We start from the raw sequence: 18,598 nt of genomic DNA on the forward strand, positions 1-18,598 counted from the left end.
CGAGAAGCGAGAAGCGAAGCAAACCCCGGTCGATATGTCGATCAACCGGAGTCCATCAGAATGCGTGCGTTACTATGCGCCTGGTGGTATCGCCAGACTGTCTGCTATGAGCTGGATGAGCATGTCTTCTTGCTCAAATCGCATTTCCATAATTTCACCCACGGCAGAGATGTCATTATCAAAACCCGCAAAGTTGTCTTCATCGAGTACAAAGCTGCTGTACTTGTCGTTGAAGTTCAACAGTGGCTCTGTGGTTTCTACAATGCGCGCATACAGGGTGTCGATCTCCGCATTGGATGAAAAGCCTGTTGATTTCCAGCGTTCCATTACCATGTCATAGATCTTGAAATGCCCTGCCGAGATGTAATCCACCAAGGCACCACAGAATTGATTCAACTTCTCTTCTGTCGGTAAACATGTCTTACTGCCGCCTGACAATCCAGCCATCTTGGAATATTCAACAAGTAGCTCTTGTCTAAGGGTCAACCAGTAGTCGATTACGTCACTGTAACCGCCCCACTGTTGCTGTGCTTTTTCGAGTTTATTTAGCATGACCACGTTCCTCATGATCAGCGCTACTGCGCGCTTATCGGATTACAGCCATATCTTTCAGGCCATCAATTTACTAACATTTAGTTGCTGAAAATTAGAGTGCCAGTAATCGTCACGCTTATCAAGGATCGAAGTATTGTTATGTCTAATCAGAATGATGTTGTGTATTTATGTTGTGTAACAGGGGGGAAGTTGTGGCAGCCCGATCACAGCTTGCCATTGATCTCAAAAAGAAAAATTGAAGAATTAGGACTTACAAGCTACGAGATCGGACACTATAACAACCATGCAGTTCATGTCGTTTTTGGTGCTGATGTCTTTGATTCAAAAGACTATGAGACGTTACGCGCATTGTTGAGTATGCCGGCGGAATTGTTTGCCTTGGCGGGCAAGGCGGTTCAGCTCGAATATATGCGCAACTCTCAGCGATTCTGTGCGTCTTGCGGCAGCGAGAACCACTTTGATGCAACGCATCCCGCCATGGTGTGTTCATCATGTCAGACCGTGCATTACCCGAGGGTGTCGCCTTGCATCATTGTCGCAGTGACACGAGGCAATCAGATCTTGCTTGCACATCATCCTAGGCATAAAGACGGCATGTACACCGTGCTGGCAGGTTTTGTTGAAGCCGGAGAAACCCTTGAGCAGTGTGTTGCGCGAGAAGTCGAAGAGGAAACGGGCATAAAAGTAAAAAATATCCGTTACTTTGAAAGCCAGCCTTGGGCTTTCCCATCTAATTTAATGATGGGCTTTTTCGCTGAATACGAGCGTGGAGATATTCATCCTGACTATGAAGAGCTAAGTGATGCGCAATGGTTTGAACCTCACGCATTGCCGCTGGTGGCGCCTAAAGGCACTATTGCAAGAAAGCTCATCGACACTGTATGTTCACAAAATAAAGAGACGCCCGAGGCCTGAAAAAGGCCAAAAAAAACCCGCCGTAGGGGGCGGGAGTAAGATGCGATTTTTTGGGTGTTGCCTGTCTGACAACTGTTATTAGAAGCAATTTTTTAACATGCCATTAAACATCCTTCAAACTCCCCGCAGCCTTAGAAGCTGTATTTATGATCGCGTCCACAAAGGGTGGCTTTTGTTGAGAATATAGAGTGATACAATAGCGCTACTTAATTTGCAGGATGTAAACAATGACAGAACTAAAGAACGATCGCTATTTGCGCGCTCTGTTAAAAGAGCCGGTTGATTACACGCCGGTATGGATGATGCGTCAGGCTGGCCGTTACTTGCCTGAATATAAGGCGACGCGAGCAGAAGCTGGCGACTTTATGTCATTGTGTAAAAATGCAGAGCTAGCGTGTGAAGTAACACTTCAGCCGCTTCGTCGTTTTGACCTTGATGCCGCGATCTTGTTTTCAGATATCCTCACGATCCCTGATGCAATGGGTCTAGGCCTTTATTTTGAAACGGGTGAAGGCCCTAAATTCGAACGTCCGATTACATGCAAAGCAGACGTAGAAAAGATTGGTTTGCCTGATCCTGAAGGTGAATTGCAATACGTGATGAACGCGGTTCGCACGATCCGTAAAGGCCTTGACGGTCAGGTGCCGCTGATTGGTTTCTCTGGAAGCCCGTGGACCCTTGCAACGTATATGGTTGAAGGGGGCAGTTCTAAAGCCTTCACCAAAATCAAAAAGATGATGTACGCCGATCCTCAAACGTTGCACCTTCTGCTTGATAAGCTTGCAGACAGCGTGATTGAGTATCTGAACGCGCAAATTAAAGCGGGCGCACAATCTGTGATGGTATTTGACACGTGGGGCGGTGTACTGACGCCACGTGATTACAACGATTTCTCTTTACAATACATGCACAAAATCGTTGATGGCTTGATCTGTGAAAATGACGGTCGCCGTGTGCCTGTTACCCTGTTCACCAAAAACGGTGGCATGTGGCTCGAGAAAATTGCAGCGACGGGCTGTGATGGCGTCGGTCTGGATTGGACCATCGATATTGCAGAAGCGAAACGCCGTATTGGAGACAAAGTCGCGCTGCAAGGCAACATGGATCCTTCGATGCTGTATGCATCACCAGAGCGTATTCGTCAGGAAGTGGGCACCATCCTTGAAGGCTTTGGCAACAGCAATACTGGCCACGTATTCAACTTGGGGCACGGTATTCACTTGGACGTGCCACCTGAAAATGCCGGTGTGTTCGTTGATGCCGTGCATGAGCTTTCAAAGCCATACCACAAGTAAGCACCTAGCGGTGTTGTTTGAAAATGGTCAGCGTTTGCTGGCCATTTTTGTTTTTGGGCTTGCACTCGAATCGGTCGCGTGAAGGTTCACTTGGAAAATTCCTCGAAAAGCTGCACATCTCATTTAATTTATAATTATCAATGAAATAGATGGCGGTGTCTTTTTGTGTTTATTCTTGTGAACAAAAAAGCTGATATTTTAACTAAAAGCTGAACGGGTGAGTGATAGCTGCTTTTTTGGTGATTTCGGACAGAGTTTAGCTCTTCAAGGTTCATCAGGAAATTTGCTAAGAAAGCTGTACGCAGTATTTTATGTTTTAAATATCAATATGTTATGTGATTTAGTGTTTGAGTTTGAAATTGTTGTACAGCAAAAAGCAGTTCAAGCTTATAAAAGCTGTTTAATTCTTTCTCGCAGGTAAGGAAGCACATCTCTCTCAAACCAAGGGTTCTTTCTCAGCCAGATGTTGTTTCGCGGTGATGGGTGCGGCAACGCAATAAAATCTGGCGACCACTGTGTGTTGGCTTTGACTGTCTCTGTCAGAGTTCGTGGCTTATTTTCTAAATAGTAGCGCTGTGCATAATCGCCAATCAGCAAAGTCAACGCGACGTTTGGAAGGTGCTGTTTAACATCAGCGTGCCATGTTGGCGCACATTCGGGGCGCGGCGGTAAATCCCCAGAGTTTCCTTTTCCCGGATAACAGAACCCCATCGGCATGATCGCAATGATATTGGGATCGTAGAATCGAGTTTTCTCTATTTGGATCCATTCTCTGAGGCGGTCGCCGCTAGGGTCATTCCACGGAATGCCTGTTTCATGAACACGCGTTCCCGGCGCTTGGCCAATGATCAATATTTTTGCAGATGATGCTGCTTGCACGACGGGGCGGGGGCCTAGCGGTAAATGCTCTGCACAGATTTTGCACCGTTTAATGTCTTCAAGAAGTGAAGGCAGGGTTTTTGGCATGCTCAGTAACCTGATTCAAAGTCGACAGTATGTTGAAGAGGCTGTCCTTTAATCCATCGCAGGTAGTTCTCTTTGAAGATCATCATGACTTGCTCTGGAACGCTTATCGCCGAGATATGGGGTGTAACTGAAATGGCAGGATGCGTCCAAAATGGGTGCTCGCTACCCAGTGGTTCAGTTACGAACACATCCAGAAAAGCGTGCCTGATGTGTTGCTTTTCAATCGCGGTTAACAGCCCTTGCTCTTCCAATACGGGCCCTCTACCAACATTAAACAGCAACGCTTGATGGCAGTGAGACAGAGAATCTGCATTTAACAGGTGTTTGGTTTGCGGCGTGGAAGGCAGCGTCGACACAATCACATCTGCCGATGACAATGCAGTGCGTAAGTCGGCGTTTGATACGACATCGTCAAATGGGGCTGTTGGGGTGCCGCTTCGGCTCACGCCTGTCACCGTCATACCAAAATGTTTAGCGGTAGCCGCGACGTGCGCACCAATGGATCCTGTTCCTAATACCACCATGTGCATGCCTTGAAGGCTGCTGTAGGAAATGGGTGACCAAAGACGTTCAACTTGTTGGGCTTGGTATTGGCGTAAATGGCGGGTGACTGAAAGCAGTTGTCCAAAAACATATTCTGACATCAAGGGCCCAAAAATACCTCGCACGTTGGTGAGTTGGTAATCCCGCTTGGGGTTGGCAAGTAGGGCATCACAACCCGCAAACGTCGACTGCAGCCAAGCAAGCTGGTGGGCGTGTTCAAGTTGATGTGCAAAGGCTGGAGGATCAGCGAGAACCAGATTGGCTTCTTCAATATGCGTGGTAAGGATAACGTTGGGAAGATTCGCTTTAGCGAGCAAATCTGCGTATTGGTCATGGTTTTCTGAACAAAGATAAAGTCGGTTCAACATCACTTCCTTTTATTTTGAATCATCCTTGAAACGCCTATGAAGCATGTTTCTTGAGGTAGTTCGTGGTTATCAAGTAAACTTGCCTCACATTCCTTTCTGGCCAGCACATGCTGTGCCATAAGATAGACGGCAGACCATGTTACAAAATCCGATCCAGCTGCGACTCGAAAAACTTGAACCTTGGCAGCATATCACTTTTATGGCAGCGCTGGTGGAGCGCATGTATCCCAATTATGCAGCATTTTGCCAGCAGACGGACTTTGCTGAACCGCAGGCTTTTCGAAACCTGTTGGACGCAGTGTGGGAAATCATGACCGTGAAAACGGCCAAGATTAACTTTGAAAACCAGCTCGAGAAGCTGGAAGAGTTGATCCCTAACACTGAAGATTATGACATCTATATGATTTACCCCGCTGTTGATGCCTGCATATCAATGTCGACGCTACTTCATACACTGCTTGATCGCGATCTGATGATGGAATCTGTGCTGAAAATCAGTCAGCAGTCGGTTGCCAGCGTTGCTCAGTTGGAAGAAGCGCAGACGGGCGTTGAAGTAACCAATGAGAACCAAAAAGAGAATGAAGCGGTGTGCGCTGAGTGGGATGTACAGTGGGAAATATTCCGCGTACTTAAAGACGCTGAGTCGCGCGACATCGAAATGATCCGTGGCATTCGCAATGAACTTCGCGAAGAAGGCGTGAGCAACCTTGGTTTATCGCTGTAAGAAACCGTGAACAATAGATGAAAAAAAACGGGCTTTCGCCCGTTTTTTTATTTTGAAGCTTTTATGCCTTCTTCATTGCTTGATGCATCGGCTTTTTCCTTCGCATCTTCAACCGCATTTTTTTCAGCGTCAGTCATGTTCGCCTCAGAAGCCGCCGCCGCATCAAGCGCCGCTTGCTTTGCTTCTTCCTCGTCATCATCTTTGCTTTCGATCACGCCGTGGGTTTCTTTCCAGTCAGCCCAGCGCTCTTGAGCGAGCGTTTGCATGTTCATGGTTTTGTCCGCTTCATCCACGATCTCTTTGCCCATCAAGTGCTCAAAGATGTCTTCCAGTGTGATGATGCCTTGAACGTCACCGTATTCGTCAACGATCAGCGCGAGCTGTGAGCGCTGCGCCATCAAGCGGTCAAATGCTTTTGGCACGTGAGTCGAATCGTGAACAACAGGAATAGGACGCATCAACGAGCCCAATTTATCCGCACCACGGCCATGTTGGCGTGCAGAGAACAGTTCTAAACGGTGAACAAAGCCCATGATGTTGTCGCGCTGCTCGGTATAAACCAGCGGGCGAGAGAACGGCGTGTCATGGTGTTGGTCTAGAAACGCTTCAATTGTCATGTCTGCATCAACGCGGAACAACACTGGGCGAGGTGTCATGAGTTTGGTCACTGAGACATCACGCAAGCTAAGCAGGTTGGTCAACATGGTTGACTCGTCGTCTGCCAGTTCGCCATTTTCCTTTGCGAGCAGCGCCATCGCAGAAATCTCATCACGCAGTTTTGGTTGTTCTTTGCCACGAGACAAACGACGCGTCAGTTGTTCTGATGCCCAAACGATTGGGGTAAGCGCCCATACCATCCAACGAAGGATAGACGCAGCGCCTGGTGCCATTTGACGCCAGTAAGTCGCCCCGATGGTTTTTGGCACAATTTCAGACAGCAGTAAAATAGCGAGTGTTAAGAATGCAGAGAATGCGCCTAACCATGCATCACCAAATACTTTGGTGGCTTGTGCACCAGACGCTGCCGCACCGACGGTGTGTGCAATGGTGTTCAGTGTCAGGATAGAAGCAAGTGGGCGATCAATGTCATCTTTGAGTTCTTGTAAGCGCGCCGCGGCAGGATGACCTTGTTGTCGCATTTGGGCCAAGTAACTGGGAGTGATACTCAAAAGAACCGCTTCGAGCACCGAGCAAATAAATGAAACACCGATAGACAGTGCAACAAACATGATTAGCAGAATCATTATATTCCAGCGTAATAGTAGTAATTGGGGGTAATAGTAGCGCCAAAGATCAGGTCTAAGCGCCGTAAATACAAGAGTTGGAGTTAAAATATACCCAATATTTTGTGAGGATGCGCTCAGTTTGTGGTTAAAGACTCTGCATACAGTCACTTGAAGCGCCACAAACCTTTGCCAGTCGGGCTTCTTTTGAATTAGAGTTGCCTTGTCTCAAGAAAACCTAAGAAGGGAAGACCTAATGAACAAAACCAACTTGATCGACCTGATTGCTGAAAAAGCGGACCTGTCTAAAGCTCAAGCAAAAGCTGCACTGGAAGCGACTCTTGCAGGCATCGAAGGTGCACTGAAAGATGGTGACCAGGTTCAACTGATCGGTTTCGGTACGTTTAAAGTTAACCACCGTGCTGCGCGCACTGGCCGTAACCCACAAACTGGTCAGGAAATTCAAATTGCAGCTGCAAACGTTCCTGCGTTTGTTGCGGGCAAAGCGCTTAAAGACGCAGTTAAGTAAGTTATACTCCGCCAAAACAAATTCCTTGTTTTGGCGGATATTTATGCACCGATCAGTAAAACCTCTCTTCATTCTCCTCACTGTTGCTTTGACGGGCTGTGGCTCGACAGAGAGTATTCAGCCTCCTACGCTTTCCCAAACTGCCATTGTCCAAGGTGATGCCACCAGTATTTATTGGTTGGATGAGCGACAAAGTTTTCCAGAAACCCTGACAGAAAAAGTCCTACTGGGTGATTATGGCCAATACAGTTCAGAATACCGTTGGCGAAAAGGGGTCGTACGTGAGATCCAGCGTGAAGGCGATGTGCTGATTGATGGCAAGCTAAAACATCAAGCTGTGCTCATTCGTTACGACTCAGAAGGCGAAGCGGTGTATCAGCAGTATCGTGTTGATGGTGATTTGCTGCCTCTAAGAACAACAGAACTTGTGCGTTACGCGCGCGAGGCCGAGCAAGCGCTGGCGAACACGCGTGAGCAAGTGAAGAAAAAGCAGACGTTCTTCCAAGGTTATTGGAGTGAAGGTGTGTTGGAAACGTGTAGCACGGGTAAAGAGAAGACATTGACGTTTAACGTCTCTTTCCCTGATTACCTTTTTGAGCGCTTAAATAAGGAAGACAACTTCCTTGCCGCTGTGGGTAACGTCGGACGAAAAGAGAACACGGTCGACACAATCATCATGTTAGATAAAGACAGTGCAGATTGCTTTGAGCGTCCGAGCTTTAATTAACGGAACATGCACTGATGGCTGTGAGCCTCGATGAGGCCAAACAGAAGCATTAAAAAACGCGCCCATTGGCGCGTTTTTGCTTTTCTCGCAGAGCAATTCTGCGAGTGGCGCGAGAAACTACTGTTTCTCGCGTGCTATAGCGCGGTAGCCGATGTCATCGCGGTGGAACATACCATTCCAGCTAATTTGCGATGCAAGTGCATAAGCGCGCTGCTGAGCGTCTGATACGCTGTCGCCCATGGCGGTGGCGCACAATACACGACCGCCTGCCGTCACGACGTTACCGTCTTTCTCTGCCGTTCCAGCATGGAAGACTTTCGCACTGTCGGAGGATTCAGTAGACAGACCGGAAATCACGTCGCCTTTGTTGTAAGACGCTGGGTATCCACCTGCTGCGAGTACAACACCGATCGACGCGCGTGGATCCCACTTAGATTCAACCGTATCAAGCTTGCCTGCAACTGCTGCTTGGCAAAGTGCAACCAAGTCGGATTGAAGACGCAACATGATAGGTTGGGTTTCTGGGTCACCAAAGCGGCAGTTGTATTCAATCACTTTTGGTGTACCGTCAGCCATGATCATCAAGCCTGCGTAAAGGAAGCCCGTGTACGGGTTACCTTCGGCTGCCATACCGCGAACGGTAGGGAAGATCACTTCGTTCATCACACGCTCGTGAATTTCAGGGGTAACAACCGGTGCTGGGCTATACGCGCCCATGCCGCCAGTGTTTGGTCCTGTGTCGCCATTGCCCACGCGTTTGTGGTCTTGGCTGGTGGCCATTGGCAACACGTTCTCACCATCAACCATCACGATGAAGCTGGCTTCTTCGCCATCAAGGAACTCTTCAACCACCACACGGTGACCGGCTTCACCAAATGCATTGCCCGCCAGCATGTCGCGGATCGCGTCTTCCGCTTCTTCCAAGGTCATCGCAACGATAACGCCTTTACCTGCGGCAAGGCCGTCAGCTTTAACGACAATAGGTGCGCCTTTTTCACGGACGTACGCCAATGCGGGCTCAATCTCGGTGAAGTTTTGGTAATCCGCAGACGGGATGGCATGGCGAGCCAAGAAATCCTTGGTGAAAGCTTTTGAGCCTTCAAGCTGAGCAGCGGCTTGTGTTGGGCCAAAGATGGCGAGGTTGTCTGCTTGGAAGGCATCAACCACACCCAGCACCAAAGGTACTTCAGGGCCAACGATCGTCAATGCCACGTTTTTTGACTTAGCAAAATCAACAAGACCTGCAATGTCTTCAACGTCGATAGCGACATTTTCAAGTTTTGGTTCTAGCGCAGTGCCTGCGTTTCCTGGTGCAACAAAAACCGTTTCAACATTTGCAGATTGAGCGGCTTTCCATGCAAGTGCATGCTCACGACCACCGCCACCAATAACAAGGATGTTCATATTTTTGCGTTCCCTCTTTCTTTTAAGGCGTAGCGCGCTTAAAAAGGCAAAAACGTAAGTGTGGATAGATGTGCAGTCTCTTCGTGACACTGCACATCATGGGCTATTTGTGTGCGACTGTCTCTTAGTGACGGAAGTGACGCATGCCCGTGAAGACCATTGCCATGCCGTGCTCGTCAGCGGCTGCCACCACTTCGTCATCACGCATAGAGCCGCCTGGTTGAATCACACAGGTGATACCGGCTTCAGCGGCAGCATCGATGCCATCGCGGAATGGGAAGAAGGCATCTGATGCCATCACGCTACCCGCAACTTCCAAATTCTCATCAGCCGCTTTAATGCCTGCAATTTTCGCCGAGTAAACGCGGCTCATTTGGCCTGCACCTACGCCGATGGTCATGTTGCCTTTTGCGTAGACGATGGCGTTTGATTTCACGTACTTCGCCACTTTCCAGCAGAACAGTGCATCGCGAAGTTCTTCTTCCGTCGGCTGACGCTTAGAGACCACTTTCAAGTCATCCAGTGACACCATGCCTTGGTCGCGGTCTTGCACCAACAAACCACCGTTAACGCGTTTCACGTCGAAGCCCGTGGTTTGTGTGCTCCATTGGCCACATACCAACAGGCGAACGTTTTTCTTCGCGCTGACAACGTCAGAAGCGGCTGCTGAAACAGACGGTGCAATGATGACTTCCACGAACTGACGGTCAACAATCGCTTGTGCAGTTTCCGCATCCAGCTCACGGTTAAAGGCGATGATGCCGCCAAATGCCGACGTAGGGTCGGTTTTGTAAGCGCGATCGTACGCTTCAAGCAGGTTGTCGCCGAGCGCCACGCCACATGGGTTGGCGTGCTTAACGATAACGCATGCTGGCTCAACGAACTCTTTCACACACTCAAGTGCCGCGTCGGTATCAGCGATGTTGTTGTAAGACAGCGCTTTACCTTGAAGCTGGGTCGCAGTAGAAACGGATGCTTCTTCTGGGTTCGCTTCTGTGTAGAAGGCGGCAGCTTGGTGGCTGTTCTCGCCATAGCGCATGTCTTGTTTTTTAATGAACTGCTGGTTGAAGGTGCGTGGGAATGCTGATTCTTCATCGCCTTCTTTGTTATCGCCATACGAAGGCACCATGGTGCCGAAGTAGTTCGCGATCATGCCATCGTAGGCTGCAGTGTGTTCGAACGCAGAAATCGCTAAATCAAAGCGCGTTTTCAGCGTAAGCGAGCCACCGTTCGCGTCCAATTCAGTCAGCACGCGACCATAATCAGAAGCGTTAACCACGATGGTGACATCTTTGTGGTTTTTAGCAGCAGAGCGCACCATGGTAGGGCCACCGATGTCGATGTTCTCAACCGCATCTTCTAGCGTACAGCCTTCTTTTGCGACAGTTTCTGCGAATGGATAAAGGTTGACGACCACCATGTCGATAGGTGCGATACCGTGCTCGTTCATGATGTTGTCATCGGTGTCACGACGGCCCAAAATGCCACCGTGTACTTTCGGATGCAGGGTCTTAACGCGTCCGTCCATCATTTCTGGAAAACCGGTATAATCTGAAACTTCAGTCACCGCGAGACCTTGCTCTGCCAGTAAGCGAGCAGTACCGCCGGTGGAGAGGATATCTACACCTTTTTCCGCGAGGGCCTTGGCAAATTCAACAATGCCAGTTTTGTCAGATACGCTAATCAATGCGCGACGAATAGGACGAGCGTTTTCCATTGCTACCATCTCTTTAACTGTGGGGATAGGATATTTGGCAAAATGGTCAATGTGAGACCATTTTGCCAAAGACCCAGACACCGCGGTGTCTCATGTTGGAATGGCGCACATTCTAACCTAATTTAGTGACGCAATCGATTGCTTTTATGGTTTTGTCACAGAATACGGAAGAAATGATTCATGAAAATGTTGCAGATTGGGCAGCTCGCTAAACGGGCTGGCGTGTCAGGGGATACGTTGCGTTTTTATGAGAAAGTGGGGCTCCTCCAACCCGCTTCGCGCAGTGAAAGCGGCTACCGCCTTTATGATGAAGATGCTGTGTCGCGTATTCACTTCATATTGAAAGCAAAACGCATCGGCCTCACCCTTGAAGAGATTCAAGAGTTACTGGATATTCGCCTTGAAGCCAGCCAACACAGCTGTGCGGAAGTCAAAGGCATCACGCAAAAGAAACTGAACGAAATCGACCAGAAAATTGCCGAACTTACGCAAATTCGCATTGCATTGAAAAAACTCAATGATGCATGTTGCGGTCACGTGGATGATGACGCGAGCCATTGCTCAATACTTGAAGCGTTAGCGGATGATTAACGGGTTTCTCTGTCCAAAACTTTGAAGGTATTTGTAGCTGTAATAAAAAAGCGAGCTCAGAAGGCTCGCTTTTATGTAGAACATGCCAAAACTTACGTTATGCAGACAAGGCTGCGAGTGCTGCGTCATAGTTTGGTTCATCACCCAACTCACCGACCAGCTCAACATACGTGACAACACCGCCTTCATTTAACACCACAACGGCACGTGCTGCTAAATCGCGCAGCGGCCCTTCAGCAATCAATAGGCCATAGTCTTTTAAAAACGCAGGGCTGCGGAACGTCGAAGCGTGTTGAACGTTATTAAGGCCTTCTAGCTCGCAAAAACGGCTTACAGCAAAAGGCAGATCCGCAGAAACACACACCACTTTGGTGTTACTGGTGGAAGCGGCTTTTTCATTGAATGCGCGTACGCTGCTTGCACAGGTTGGCGTATCAATGCTTGGGAAAATGTTGAGCACGACTTTGTTGCCACGCAGACTTTCCAGTGTGAGATCAGACAGATCGGCAGCAGTCAGAGAGAACGCAGGAGCAGGGGCACCTGTCGCGGGGAGTGAACCAGAAAGTGGAAGAGGCTGTCCGTGAAAGGTAACGTGTGACATGGTGGGTTCCTTGTTAATGAAAACGCGAATGATTGGTAAGTCTGGCACATGCAGCGAATACCAAGTGTATAAAATACGTGATACGGCCTAAGACTCTGATTTGGTTCTCTTCGTCACGAGATATAAATAGTGTTTGGGAACGTAAAAAGAGTGTGGTAGCGTCAGGGTAAACCGAAAGGATACGTACCCCGAATATAGCGCAGTGACAAACACACACCTTGCCATCGAATGGGTACATCACAAGAGAAGTAAGGACAAAGATGTTAAAGGTAAACGAATATTTTGATGGTGGCGTGAAGTCCATCAGCTTTGAAAACAAAGGCCCATTGAGCGTGGGCGTGATGGAAGTGGGCGAGTACACCTTTGGTACGGCTGCACCTGAACGCATGAAAGTGGTTAAAGGCGAGCTTACCGTGAAGCTTCCTGGCCACATCGAATGGGAAACCTTCGGCGCAGGCGATGACTTTGAAGTACCTGGTGAGTCGTCTTTCCAAGTGAAAGTAGAGCAAACCACGGCATACCTGTGTGAGTACCTGTAAGCGCTAATTGCTTGATGACTTATAGGTATTTACGATGAAAAAAAGCGCCATTGTTGGCGCTTTTTTTGTGCTCGGCGGGTTGGACTGTGTTATCCGACCATAAACGCGAAAGGTTAAAGAGCTCTCAAATAGATCTCTTCAAGCTTGTCTGCGTGCCCTTGCATTGAAAAGTGCTCAACAGCGCGCAAATAACCCTCTTGTGCGTTTTTCTCAATCAGCGCAGGGTTATCTAAGTACAGTTTAAGGCCAGCAGCAATAGATTGCGGATCTTGGGGCGCGCAATACACACCGGTTTCTTCCAATATCTCAGGCAATGCCCCTGTGTTTGATGCCACGATGGCGCAATGCTGTGCCATGGCTTCAATGGCCGTTAAGCCAAAAGCCTCGTTCCAATAGGGCAGGCAAACAACCTGAATTTCTTCTAACAGTGTCGGCACATTCTTGCGATACCCAGCAAGATGAACGCGATCTGCAAACATTGAAGAGCTGGCTTTCTCTTGCAGCTTGTTAGAAAAATCTTCATCTGCGCCTTCATCAGGGCTAAGGCCACCAATCAACACTAAGTGTGTATCGGGGTAATCAGCCGCGATCAATTCAAACCCTGCCAGTAAATCAGCCTGACCTTTGCCATCACAAATACGACCGACGGAGCCGATAAAAGTGGTGTCGTGAGAAAGACCGTATTCGTCGGCTAACAGGTGAGGGCGACGTTCCTCACTGAAGGTTTTCTTTTCAATGTAGGTGCCCAGCCATAACCGTTCGATTTTGTTTTCGGCGACGGGCAGTGCCTTGATATTACGCTGGTAGGTTTCATTACTGATTGAAAGTACCTGATCTACGTGCCCATAGACCCAACGGTGGTAGATGTCTTTTTTCGGGCGTTTAACACCCATGTGCTCAGTAAATAAGGTATATCGACGGGTTAGAAGGCTCAGCAAGGCTGAAATCAGAATATCGCCAGACTTATGGCAATGAACGATCTGAACATGGTTGGCTTTGAGCCAAGTGTTGAGCGCGAAAAGCGTTGGGCCAAACAGGGCTGCTTTTTTCGGCACGGTAAACACATCCATGCCTGCCTCTTTCATGGCATGGGCTACGCGGGAGTTTTCTGATGCTAGCCCAAACACGCGATAACCTTTATCGATGAACTCTTTACCCATGCGTGAGGGGTACATTTCGAGGCCGCCCCAGCCAGTGGAAAGACAGATATGCAAGATGGCAGGTTTATCTTGGTTGCTCATCTTTTGGGTGTCGCTGGTGGCGTTGGTGTGCCCCATTTGTGTCTCTCCAATCATGCGTAAAGGCCGAGCGATTTAGGGGAAGAGTATATACCCAAACTACATCAAAATGCAGGGTTCAGCGCTTCTCATCACGTTCAATTAGAAGAGAAAAATCGAAGGAAGAAGGGGATGTATTTTGAGGTGGGAGAAACAACAAAGGCCAAGCTTTAGAAGCTTGGCCTTTGTTTTAAAACTGTTTATATAGCCGAACTTAGTTCATGCCGTATTTTTTCAGTTTCTTACGCAGAGTACCACGGTTGATACCCATCATGGTTGCTGCGCGAGTTTGGTTACCGCGCGTGTATTGCATGATGGTGTCTAGCAGTGGCTGCTCAACTTCTGCCAGTACCAGCTCGTACAGGTCATTGACTTCCTGGCCATTCAACTGCGCTAGGTAGTTTTTCAGGGAGGCTTTTACTGAGTCACGCAGTGGCTTCTGGGTGATTTGATCTTGTGAAGTCACAGTAGTCACTGTCAATGCTTCTGAAGTCAGGTTTTGTTCGAACATACTCTGTCAGCTCTTCTCGTATTTTATGCAACGTTTACGAAATAATCTTGCAGCGCATCGATCTGCTGGTTGGCGTCTTCGATTGCGTTGAAAGTCCGGCGAAAATCGCCAATTACGTCATGTTCTTTCAGGTACCATCCCACGTGTTTACGTGCGATACGCAGCCCTTTGAGTTCACCATAAAACTGGTGTAGCTCTTGTACATGACCTAACAAAATTGCTTTTACCTCTTCCATTGGCGGAGCAGCAAGCTCTTCGCCTGTGTCGAGGTAGTGTTGGATTTCTCTGAAAATCCATGGACGCCCTTGTGCAGGGCGACCGATCATTAAGGCATCTGCACCTGTGTATTCCAGCACGTGTTTCGCTTTCTGAGGGGTATCAATATCTCCGTTGGCGATAACGGGAATAGAAATAGCCTCTTTAACGGCACGAATGCTGTCGTACTCAGCTTCCCCTTTATACATACAAGCGCGTGTACGACCGTGTAGGGCCAACGCTTGAATGCCGCAGTCTTCCGCCAGTTTGGCAATCTGGAGGCAGTTTTTGTTCTCCGGATCCCATCCTGTCCGTGTTTTCAGGGTGACGGGAACATCAACCGCTGCAACAACTGCTTTCAGGATTTGCTCAATGATGTCAGGTCGGGTCAGCAATGCTGAACCAGCCAGTTTCTTATTGACCTTTTTTGCCGGGCAACCCATGTTGATATCGACGATCTGAGCGCCATTCTCAACACAGTAACGCGCGGCATCTGCCATCAATGCAGGTTCTGCACCAGCAATCTGAACAGAACGAATCCCTTTTTCATCGAGATGAACCATCCGATTCATCGATTTGGCTGTGTGCCACATCGCTGGGTTGGAAGACATCATTTCACTCACAGCCATACCTGCGCCGTGGCTAAGGCATAGCTCGCGAAATGGCCTATCAGTTACGCCAGCCATAGGCGCGACGATAAGGGTGTTTTCCAGTTTGTATGGTCCGATCTGCAAGGGATTACCTTCTATGTCAGCAAGGGCGCGCATTTTACGCATTTTTTCCCAGTCTGAAAAGGCCAATATTTGAGCGTTTTATCTTGATTTTATAAAAAGCCATGTAATTCAATTTTTTAGTACAAAAATTGCTCAGTTATCACCGAGTTAGGCCTTTTGACCCGTAATACGGCACCATTCTTCTTTCACAATGATGTCGTCAATGGTCAATTCATCGCGATAACAGTCGGCTACTGACTCTGCTTGCGTATCCAAAACGCCTGACATGGCCAGTTTACCGTTTGGCATCATCAAGCTTTTGATCACTGGCGATAGCTCGCGTAATGGACCCGCTAGGATGTTTGCTACCACGATTTCGGCTTGTAGGTTGTCTGGCTGATCTTTCGGAAGATACAACTCAAGACGGTCTGCCACGCCATTGCGCTCTGCGTTGTCTTTCGAAGCTTGAAGCGCTTGCGGGTCGATATCGATACCGATCACTTTCTCTGCACCAAGAAGCAGTGCAGCCAATGACAAAATGCCTGAACCACAACCGAAGTCGATCACGGTTTTGCCAGCAAGATCTTGGCCATCTAGCCACTCTAGGCAAAGTGCGGTGGTTGGGTGTGTACCCGTACCAAACGCAAGACCCGGATCGAGCATGATGTTCACGGCATTTGGATCGGGTGTATCACACCAGCTTGGGCAAACCCAAAGACGCTGACCAAATTGCATTGGCTTGAAGTTATCCATCCAAGCGCGCTCCCAGTCTTTATCTTCTAACTGCTCTACCTTGTAGGCAAAGTCATCAGCCAGAAGTGGGCTCGCTTTTAGGATCGCCAGTACTGCGTCCATATCCGTTTCTGCATCGTAAAGCGCCAGAATGTCGGTTTCACCCCACAGGCGAGTTTCACCTGGGAGAGGTTCAAAAACAGGCGTGTCTTTCGCGTCGAGGAAAGTGACAGACAACGCGCCCGCTTCTTCCATCAGCATGTCACCGATAGTTTCTGCGTTCTCGATGGTTGCATTCAGTTTGATTTGAATCCAAGGCATGGTTTCTTCGCTTATCGTTTAGCTACATTTTTAGGGGGCGGAGTCTAGCATAAAAAGTAGTCACTCGGGATAGGCAAGATATTCGTCACGGATAAGAAAACCATAAAAAAACGGGTAGCCAGGCTACCCGTTGTCTGTTTTTACCCTTATGCCCATGTATGCACTTGGTATCTTGGGCGATAAGTGTCGCTAAGCGGCGGTGACTTGAGGTCTCTTTGTTTGAGCAAGACTGACCGCTACAAATGCTGTAAGGCTTATGAGTAGCGAGGGTACGATGGCGTGTACGCCAGCCATATCCGGTGTAAACGTTGAGAGTGCCGCATAACTTCCAAGGCCCGTTATCATCGATGCCATTGCGCCGCCTGACGTTGCTCCTTTCCAATATAATCCCAGAACAAGTGGCCATAAGAACACAGCCTGCATACCACCAAAAGCAAGCAGGTTGAGCCATATGATCATGTCTGGGGGATTGGTGGCTGCGACGAAGACCAGTAGAGAGAAAATACCTGTGACCCACAGAGACAGGGTTGGCAGTTTACGTTCTATTTCAGGCTGACGATCGGCGTTCGGGTTGATGTAGTTCAGGTACAAATCTTTCAGCAGGGTTGCCGATGCTTGAATCAGCTGTGAATCGATGGTGGACATGATCGCTGCCATGGGACCCGCCAGGAACACCCCTGCAACCACGGGTGGAAGTACCGTCATCATCAAGGTGGGCATGATTTGGTCTGGGTTTGCCACATCGGGCACGATGGCTCTGCCGAGCGCGCCAGCAAGGTGCATCCCGAGCATTAAGAACGCCACCATGGCGGTGCTGATCACCATGCCTTTGTGCAGTGAGCCGCTGGATTTATACGACATGCAGCGCACCGCGGCGTGAGGCAGTCCGATCACCCCAAAGCAGACCAGCACCCAGAAACTGAGCATAAAAGGTTGCGAGAGGAATTCATCAGGGCCATATGGCGTGATCAGTGCAGGGTCGATGGCGTGAAGCTCTGTCATCATTTCGCCAATGCTGCCGCCGGCATGCACGAGACCAACCAAGAGCGCAATGGTGCCGATGATCATCATGATGCCTTGCACGGTGTCGGTCATGACCACTGCGCGGAAGCCACCAATGGTGGTGTATATGCCGACCGTCAAGGCAAAGAGCATCAACCCATGCATGTAAGACAACCCGGTGACGGTTTGCAGTAAGCGTGCGCCGCCGACGAATTGAACCACCATGGTGCCAAAAAAGGCCAGCAGCAGTGCAAGGGAGGCAAAAATGACCACTGCACGGTTTTTATATCGCGCATAGAGCATGTCATTGAGGGTCAATGCGTTGTGACGGCGAGATTCAATGGCGAACTTTTTACCAAGCACGCCCAAGGTGAGCCAAGCGGCTGGCAGTTGGATCATCGCCAGCAATACCCAGCCGAGCCCCATTTTGTAAGCAGCACCAGGGCCGCCAATGAACGAACTGGCGCTGGCATAGGTGGCCGCTAAGGTCATGGCGAGCACAAAACCGCCCATGCTGCGATTGCCGAGTAAGTACTCGTTAAGAAAACCTTGGCTCTTTTTGCCTTCTCGGCGCGAATAAATCGCCAATGCGAACACGGCCACCAAATACAACGCCATGGGAATGAGTAACTGGCTATTCATTGGAGGTGTCCTGTTCGATATCGAGAGGCATATCTTTATAGAGGTACTTCACCATGAGGGCGCACAGTACGGTAAAGAGTAGAGGGCCGATAACACATGCCATGAGAAACCAAAGTGGCATGCCGAAATACAGCGTAGGAAGTGTTTGTTCAATGCCTTCAGGGGCCAGTCCATAAGCGGAGGCATACCACCAAACGAAATAAGCAATGGCGAGCGCAATGGCCCATTTTGCTTCTTTATGTGCTTGGTGGTATCGGCTGCTAAGTGTCTTCATAAGACGTCTCCAAAACAGAAATGGTGGGTCCCAGTGTCTGTTTGCAACAATACAGTGTGAAGAAAAGGGGCACATTGTACTCCCAATCCCTTATCAGGTGCAGGGGTTAAGATGCGTGTCTGTTTTTATCCACCAAGCGGCACCGAGAAGCGCTAACGGGGTGAATGTGTTGAT

The 18,598-nt window shown here is 49.0% G+C and carries 20 protein-coding genes; 7 read left to right on the forward strand and 13 right to left on the reverse strand.

Translation table 11 applies throughout. The features are described from left to right. Positions 1-72 precede the first annotated feature (72 nt). Positions 73-552 (reverse strand): sigma D regulator, encoded by a 480-nt coding sequence (gene rsd, locus EQP46_RS22315; RefSeq protein WP_129495716.1) that lies wholly within the window; start codon positions 550-552, stop codon positions 73-75. Positions 553-693: 141 nt separating this feature from the next. Here rsd and nudC point away from each other — a divergent pair, with 141 nt between their 5' ends. Beyond that, positions 694-1,470 (forward strand): NAD(+) diphosphatase, encoded by a 777-nt coding sequence (gene nudC, locus EQP46_RS22320; protein WP_129495755.1) that lies wholly within the window; start codon positions 694-696, stop codon positions 1,468-1,470. Between the two features lie 227 nt (positions 1,471-1,697). Next, positions 1,698-2,765 carry a uroporphyrinogen decarboxylase gene (gene hemE, locus EQP46_RS22325; RefSeq protein WP_129495717.1) on the forward strand — a complete coding sequence of 356 codons (1,068 nt, stop codon included), beginning with the start codon at positions 1,698-1,700 and terminating at the stop codon, positions 2,763-2,765. A gap of 387 nt (positions 2,766-3,152) precedes the next feature. On the opposite strand, the gene EQP46_RS22330 is transcribed toward hemE, so the two are convergent. Together EQP46_RS22330 and EQP46_RS22335 are read right to left on the reverse strand one after the other, a co-directional pair. Continuing rightward, on the reverse strand, positions 3,153-3,731 hold the full coding sequence (locus tag EQP46_RS22330) for a uracil-DNA glycosylase family protein (RefSeq protein ID WP_129495718.1): 579 nt from the start codon (positions 3,729-3,731) through the stop codon (positions 3,153-3,155). A 2-nt stretch (positions 3,732-3,733) separates the two neighbouring features. Beyond that, on the reverse strand, positions 3,734-4,642 hold the full coding sequence (locus EQP46_RS22335) for a D-2-hydroxyacid dehydrogenase (protein ID WP_129495719.1): 909 nt from the start codon (positions 4,640-4,642) through the stop codon (positions 3,734-3,736). A gap of 136 nt (positions 4,643-4,778) precedes the next feature. Between EQP46_RS22335 and EQP46_RS22340 the strand changes: the two genes are divergently transcribed. Then, positions 4,779-5,366, forward strand: coding sequence for a YjaG family protein (locus tag EQP46_RS22340; protein WP_102260488.1), 588 nt, complete (start codon positions 4,779-4,781; stop codon positions 5,364-5,366). A 47-nt stretch (positions 5,367-5,413) separates the two neighbouring features. On the opposite strand, the gene EQP46_RS22345 is transcribed toward EQP46_RS22340, so the two are convergent. Further along, positions 5,414-6,610, reverse strand: coding sequence for a hemolysin family protein (locus EQP46_RS22345; RefSeq protein WP_102260487.1), 1,197 nt, complete (start codon positions 6,608-6,610; stop codon positions 5,414-5,416). A gap of 235 nt (positions 6,611-6,845) precedes the next feature. Here EQP46_RS22345 and hupA point away from each other — a divergent pair, with 235 nt between their 5' ends. Together hupA and EQP46_RS22355 are read left to right on the forward strand one after the other, a co-directional pair. After that, complete coding sequence (gene hupA, locus EQP46_RS22350; RefSeq protein ID WP_002542017.1) at positions 6,846-7,118, forward strand: nucleoid-associated protein HU-alpha; 273 nt, start codon at positions 6,846-6,848, stop codon at positions 7,116-7,118. A 43-nt stretch (positions 7,119-7,161) separates the two neighbouring features. Then, a complete protein-coding gene (locus EQP46_RS22355) occupies positions 7,162-7,845 on the forward strand; it encodes a DUF1481 domain-containing protein (RefSeq protein WP_102260486.1) in 684 nt (227 codons plus the stop codon). Between the two features lie 117 nt (positions 7,846-7,962). Here EQP46_RS22355 and purD read toward each other — a convergent pair whose 3' ends face one another. Both purD and purH read right to left on the reverse strand, forming a co-directional pair. After that, positions 7,963-9,249: a phosphoribosylamine--glycine ligase gene (gene purD, locus EQP46_RS22360; protein WP_129495720.1), complete on the reverse strand. Its 1,287-nt coding sequence runs from the start codon at positions 9,247-9,249 to the stop codon at positions 7,963-7,965. A gap of 124 nt (positions 9,250-9,373) precedes the next feature. Further along, on the reverse strand, positions 9,374-10,966 hold the full coding sequence (purH, locus tag EQP46_RS22365) for a bifunctional phosphoribosylaminoimidazolecarboxamide formyltransferase/IMP cyclohydrolase (RefSeq protein WP_129495721.1): 1,593 nt from the start codon (positions 10,964-10,966) through the stop codon (positions 9,374-9,376). A 180-nt stretch (positions 10,967-11,146) separates the two neighbouring features. On the opposite strand from purH, the gene zntR reads away from it, so the two are divergent. Continuing rightward, positions 11,147-11,557, forward strand: coding sequence for a Zn(2+)-responsive transcriptional regulator (zntR, locus tag EQP46_RS22370; RefSeq protein WP_129495722.1), 411 nt, complete (start codon positions 11,147-11,149; stop codon positions 11,555-11,557). 97 nt (positions 11,558-11,654) lie between these two features. On the opposite strand, the gene tpx is transcribed toward zntR, so the two are convergent. Then, positions 11,655-12,158: a thiol peroxidase gene (gene tpx, locus EQP46_RS22375; RefSeq protein ID WP_129495723.1), complete on the reverse strand. Its 504-nt coding sequence runs from the start codon at positions 12,156-12,158 to the stop codon at positions 11,655-11,657. Positions 12,159-12,418: 260 nt separating this feature from the next. On the opposite strand from tpx, the gene ppnP reads away from it, so the two are divergent. Further along, positions 12,419-12,697 carry a pyrimidine/purine nucleoside phosphorylase gene (ppnP, locus tag EQP46_RS22380; RefSeq protein ID WP_129495724.1) on the forward strand — a complete coding sequence of 93 codons (279 nt, stop codon included), beginning with the start codon at positions 12,419-12,421 and terminating at the stop codon, positions 12,695-12,697. Positions 12,698-12,810: 113 nt separating this feature from the next. On the opposite strand, the gene EQP46_RS22385 is transcribed toward ppnP, so the two are convergent. From EQP46_RS22385 to EQP46_RS22410, 6 genes are all read right to left on the reverse strand, one after another. Beyond that, the gene (locus tag EQP46_RS22385) at positions 12,811-13,974 is read right to left on the reverse strand and encodes a glycosyltransferase family 4 protein (protein ID WP_129495725.1); all 1,164 of its coding nucleotides are present in this window, start codon (positions 13,972-13,974) and stop codon (positions 12,811-12,813) included. Between the two features lie 214 nt (positions 13,975-14,188). Beyond that, positions 14,189-14,485, reverse strand: coding sequence for a DNA-binding transcriptional regulator Fis (fis, locus tag EQP46_RS22390; protein ID WP_002542007.1), 297 nt, complete (start codon positions 14,483-14,485; stop codon positions 14,189-14,191). A 23-nt stretch (positions 14,486-14,508) separates the two neighbouring features. Then, complete coding sequence (gene dusB, locus EQP46_RS22395; RefSeq protein WP_026024387.1) at positions 14,509-15,474, reverse strand: tRNA dihydrouridine synthase DusB; 966 nt, start codon at positions 15,472-15,474, stop codon at positions 14,509-14,511. 147 nt (positions 15,475-15,621) lie between these two features. Continuing rightward, positions 15,622-16,506, reverse strand: a complete 885-nt coding sequence (gene prmA, locus EQP46_RS22400) for a 50S ribosomal protein L11 methyltransferase (RefSeq protein WP_129495726.1) — start codon at positions 16,504-16,506, stop codon at positions 15,622-15,624. Positions 16,507-16,695: 189 nt separating this feature from the next. Further along, positions 16,696-18,150, reverse strand: a complete 1,455-nt coding sequence (panF, locus tag EQP46_RS22405; RefSeq protein ID WP_129495727.1) for a sodium/pantothenate symporter — start codon at positions 18,148-18,150, stop codon at positions 16,696-16,698. Beyond that, on the reverse strand, positions 18,143-18,424 hold the full coding sequence (locus tag EQP46_RS22410; protein ID WP_129495728.1) for a YhdT family protein: 282 nt from the start codon (positions 18,422-18,424) through the stop codon (positions 18,143-18,145). Before EQP46_RS22410 ends, panF begins: the two co-directional genes overlap by 8 nt. Positions 18,425-18,598: the final 174 nt, after the last annotated feature.

Origin of the sequence: Enterovibrio baiacu (genome assembly GCF_004120195.1) — a bacterium.
Taxonomy (GTDB): Bacteria; Pseudomonadota; Gammaproteobacteria; order Enterobacterales; family Vibrionaceae; genus Enterovibrio; species Enterovibrio baiacui.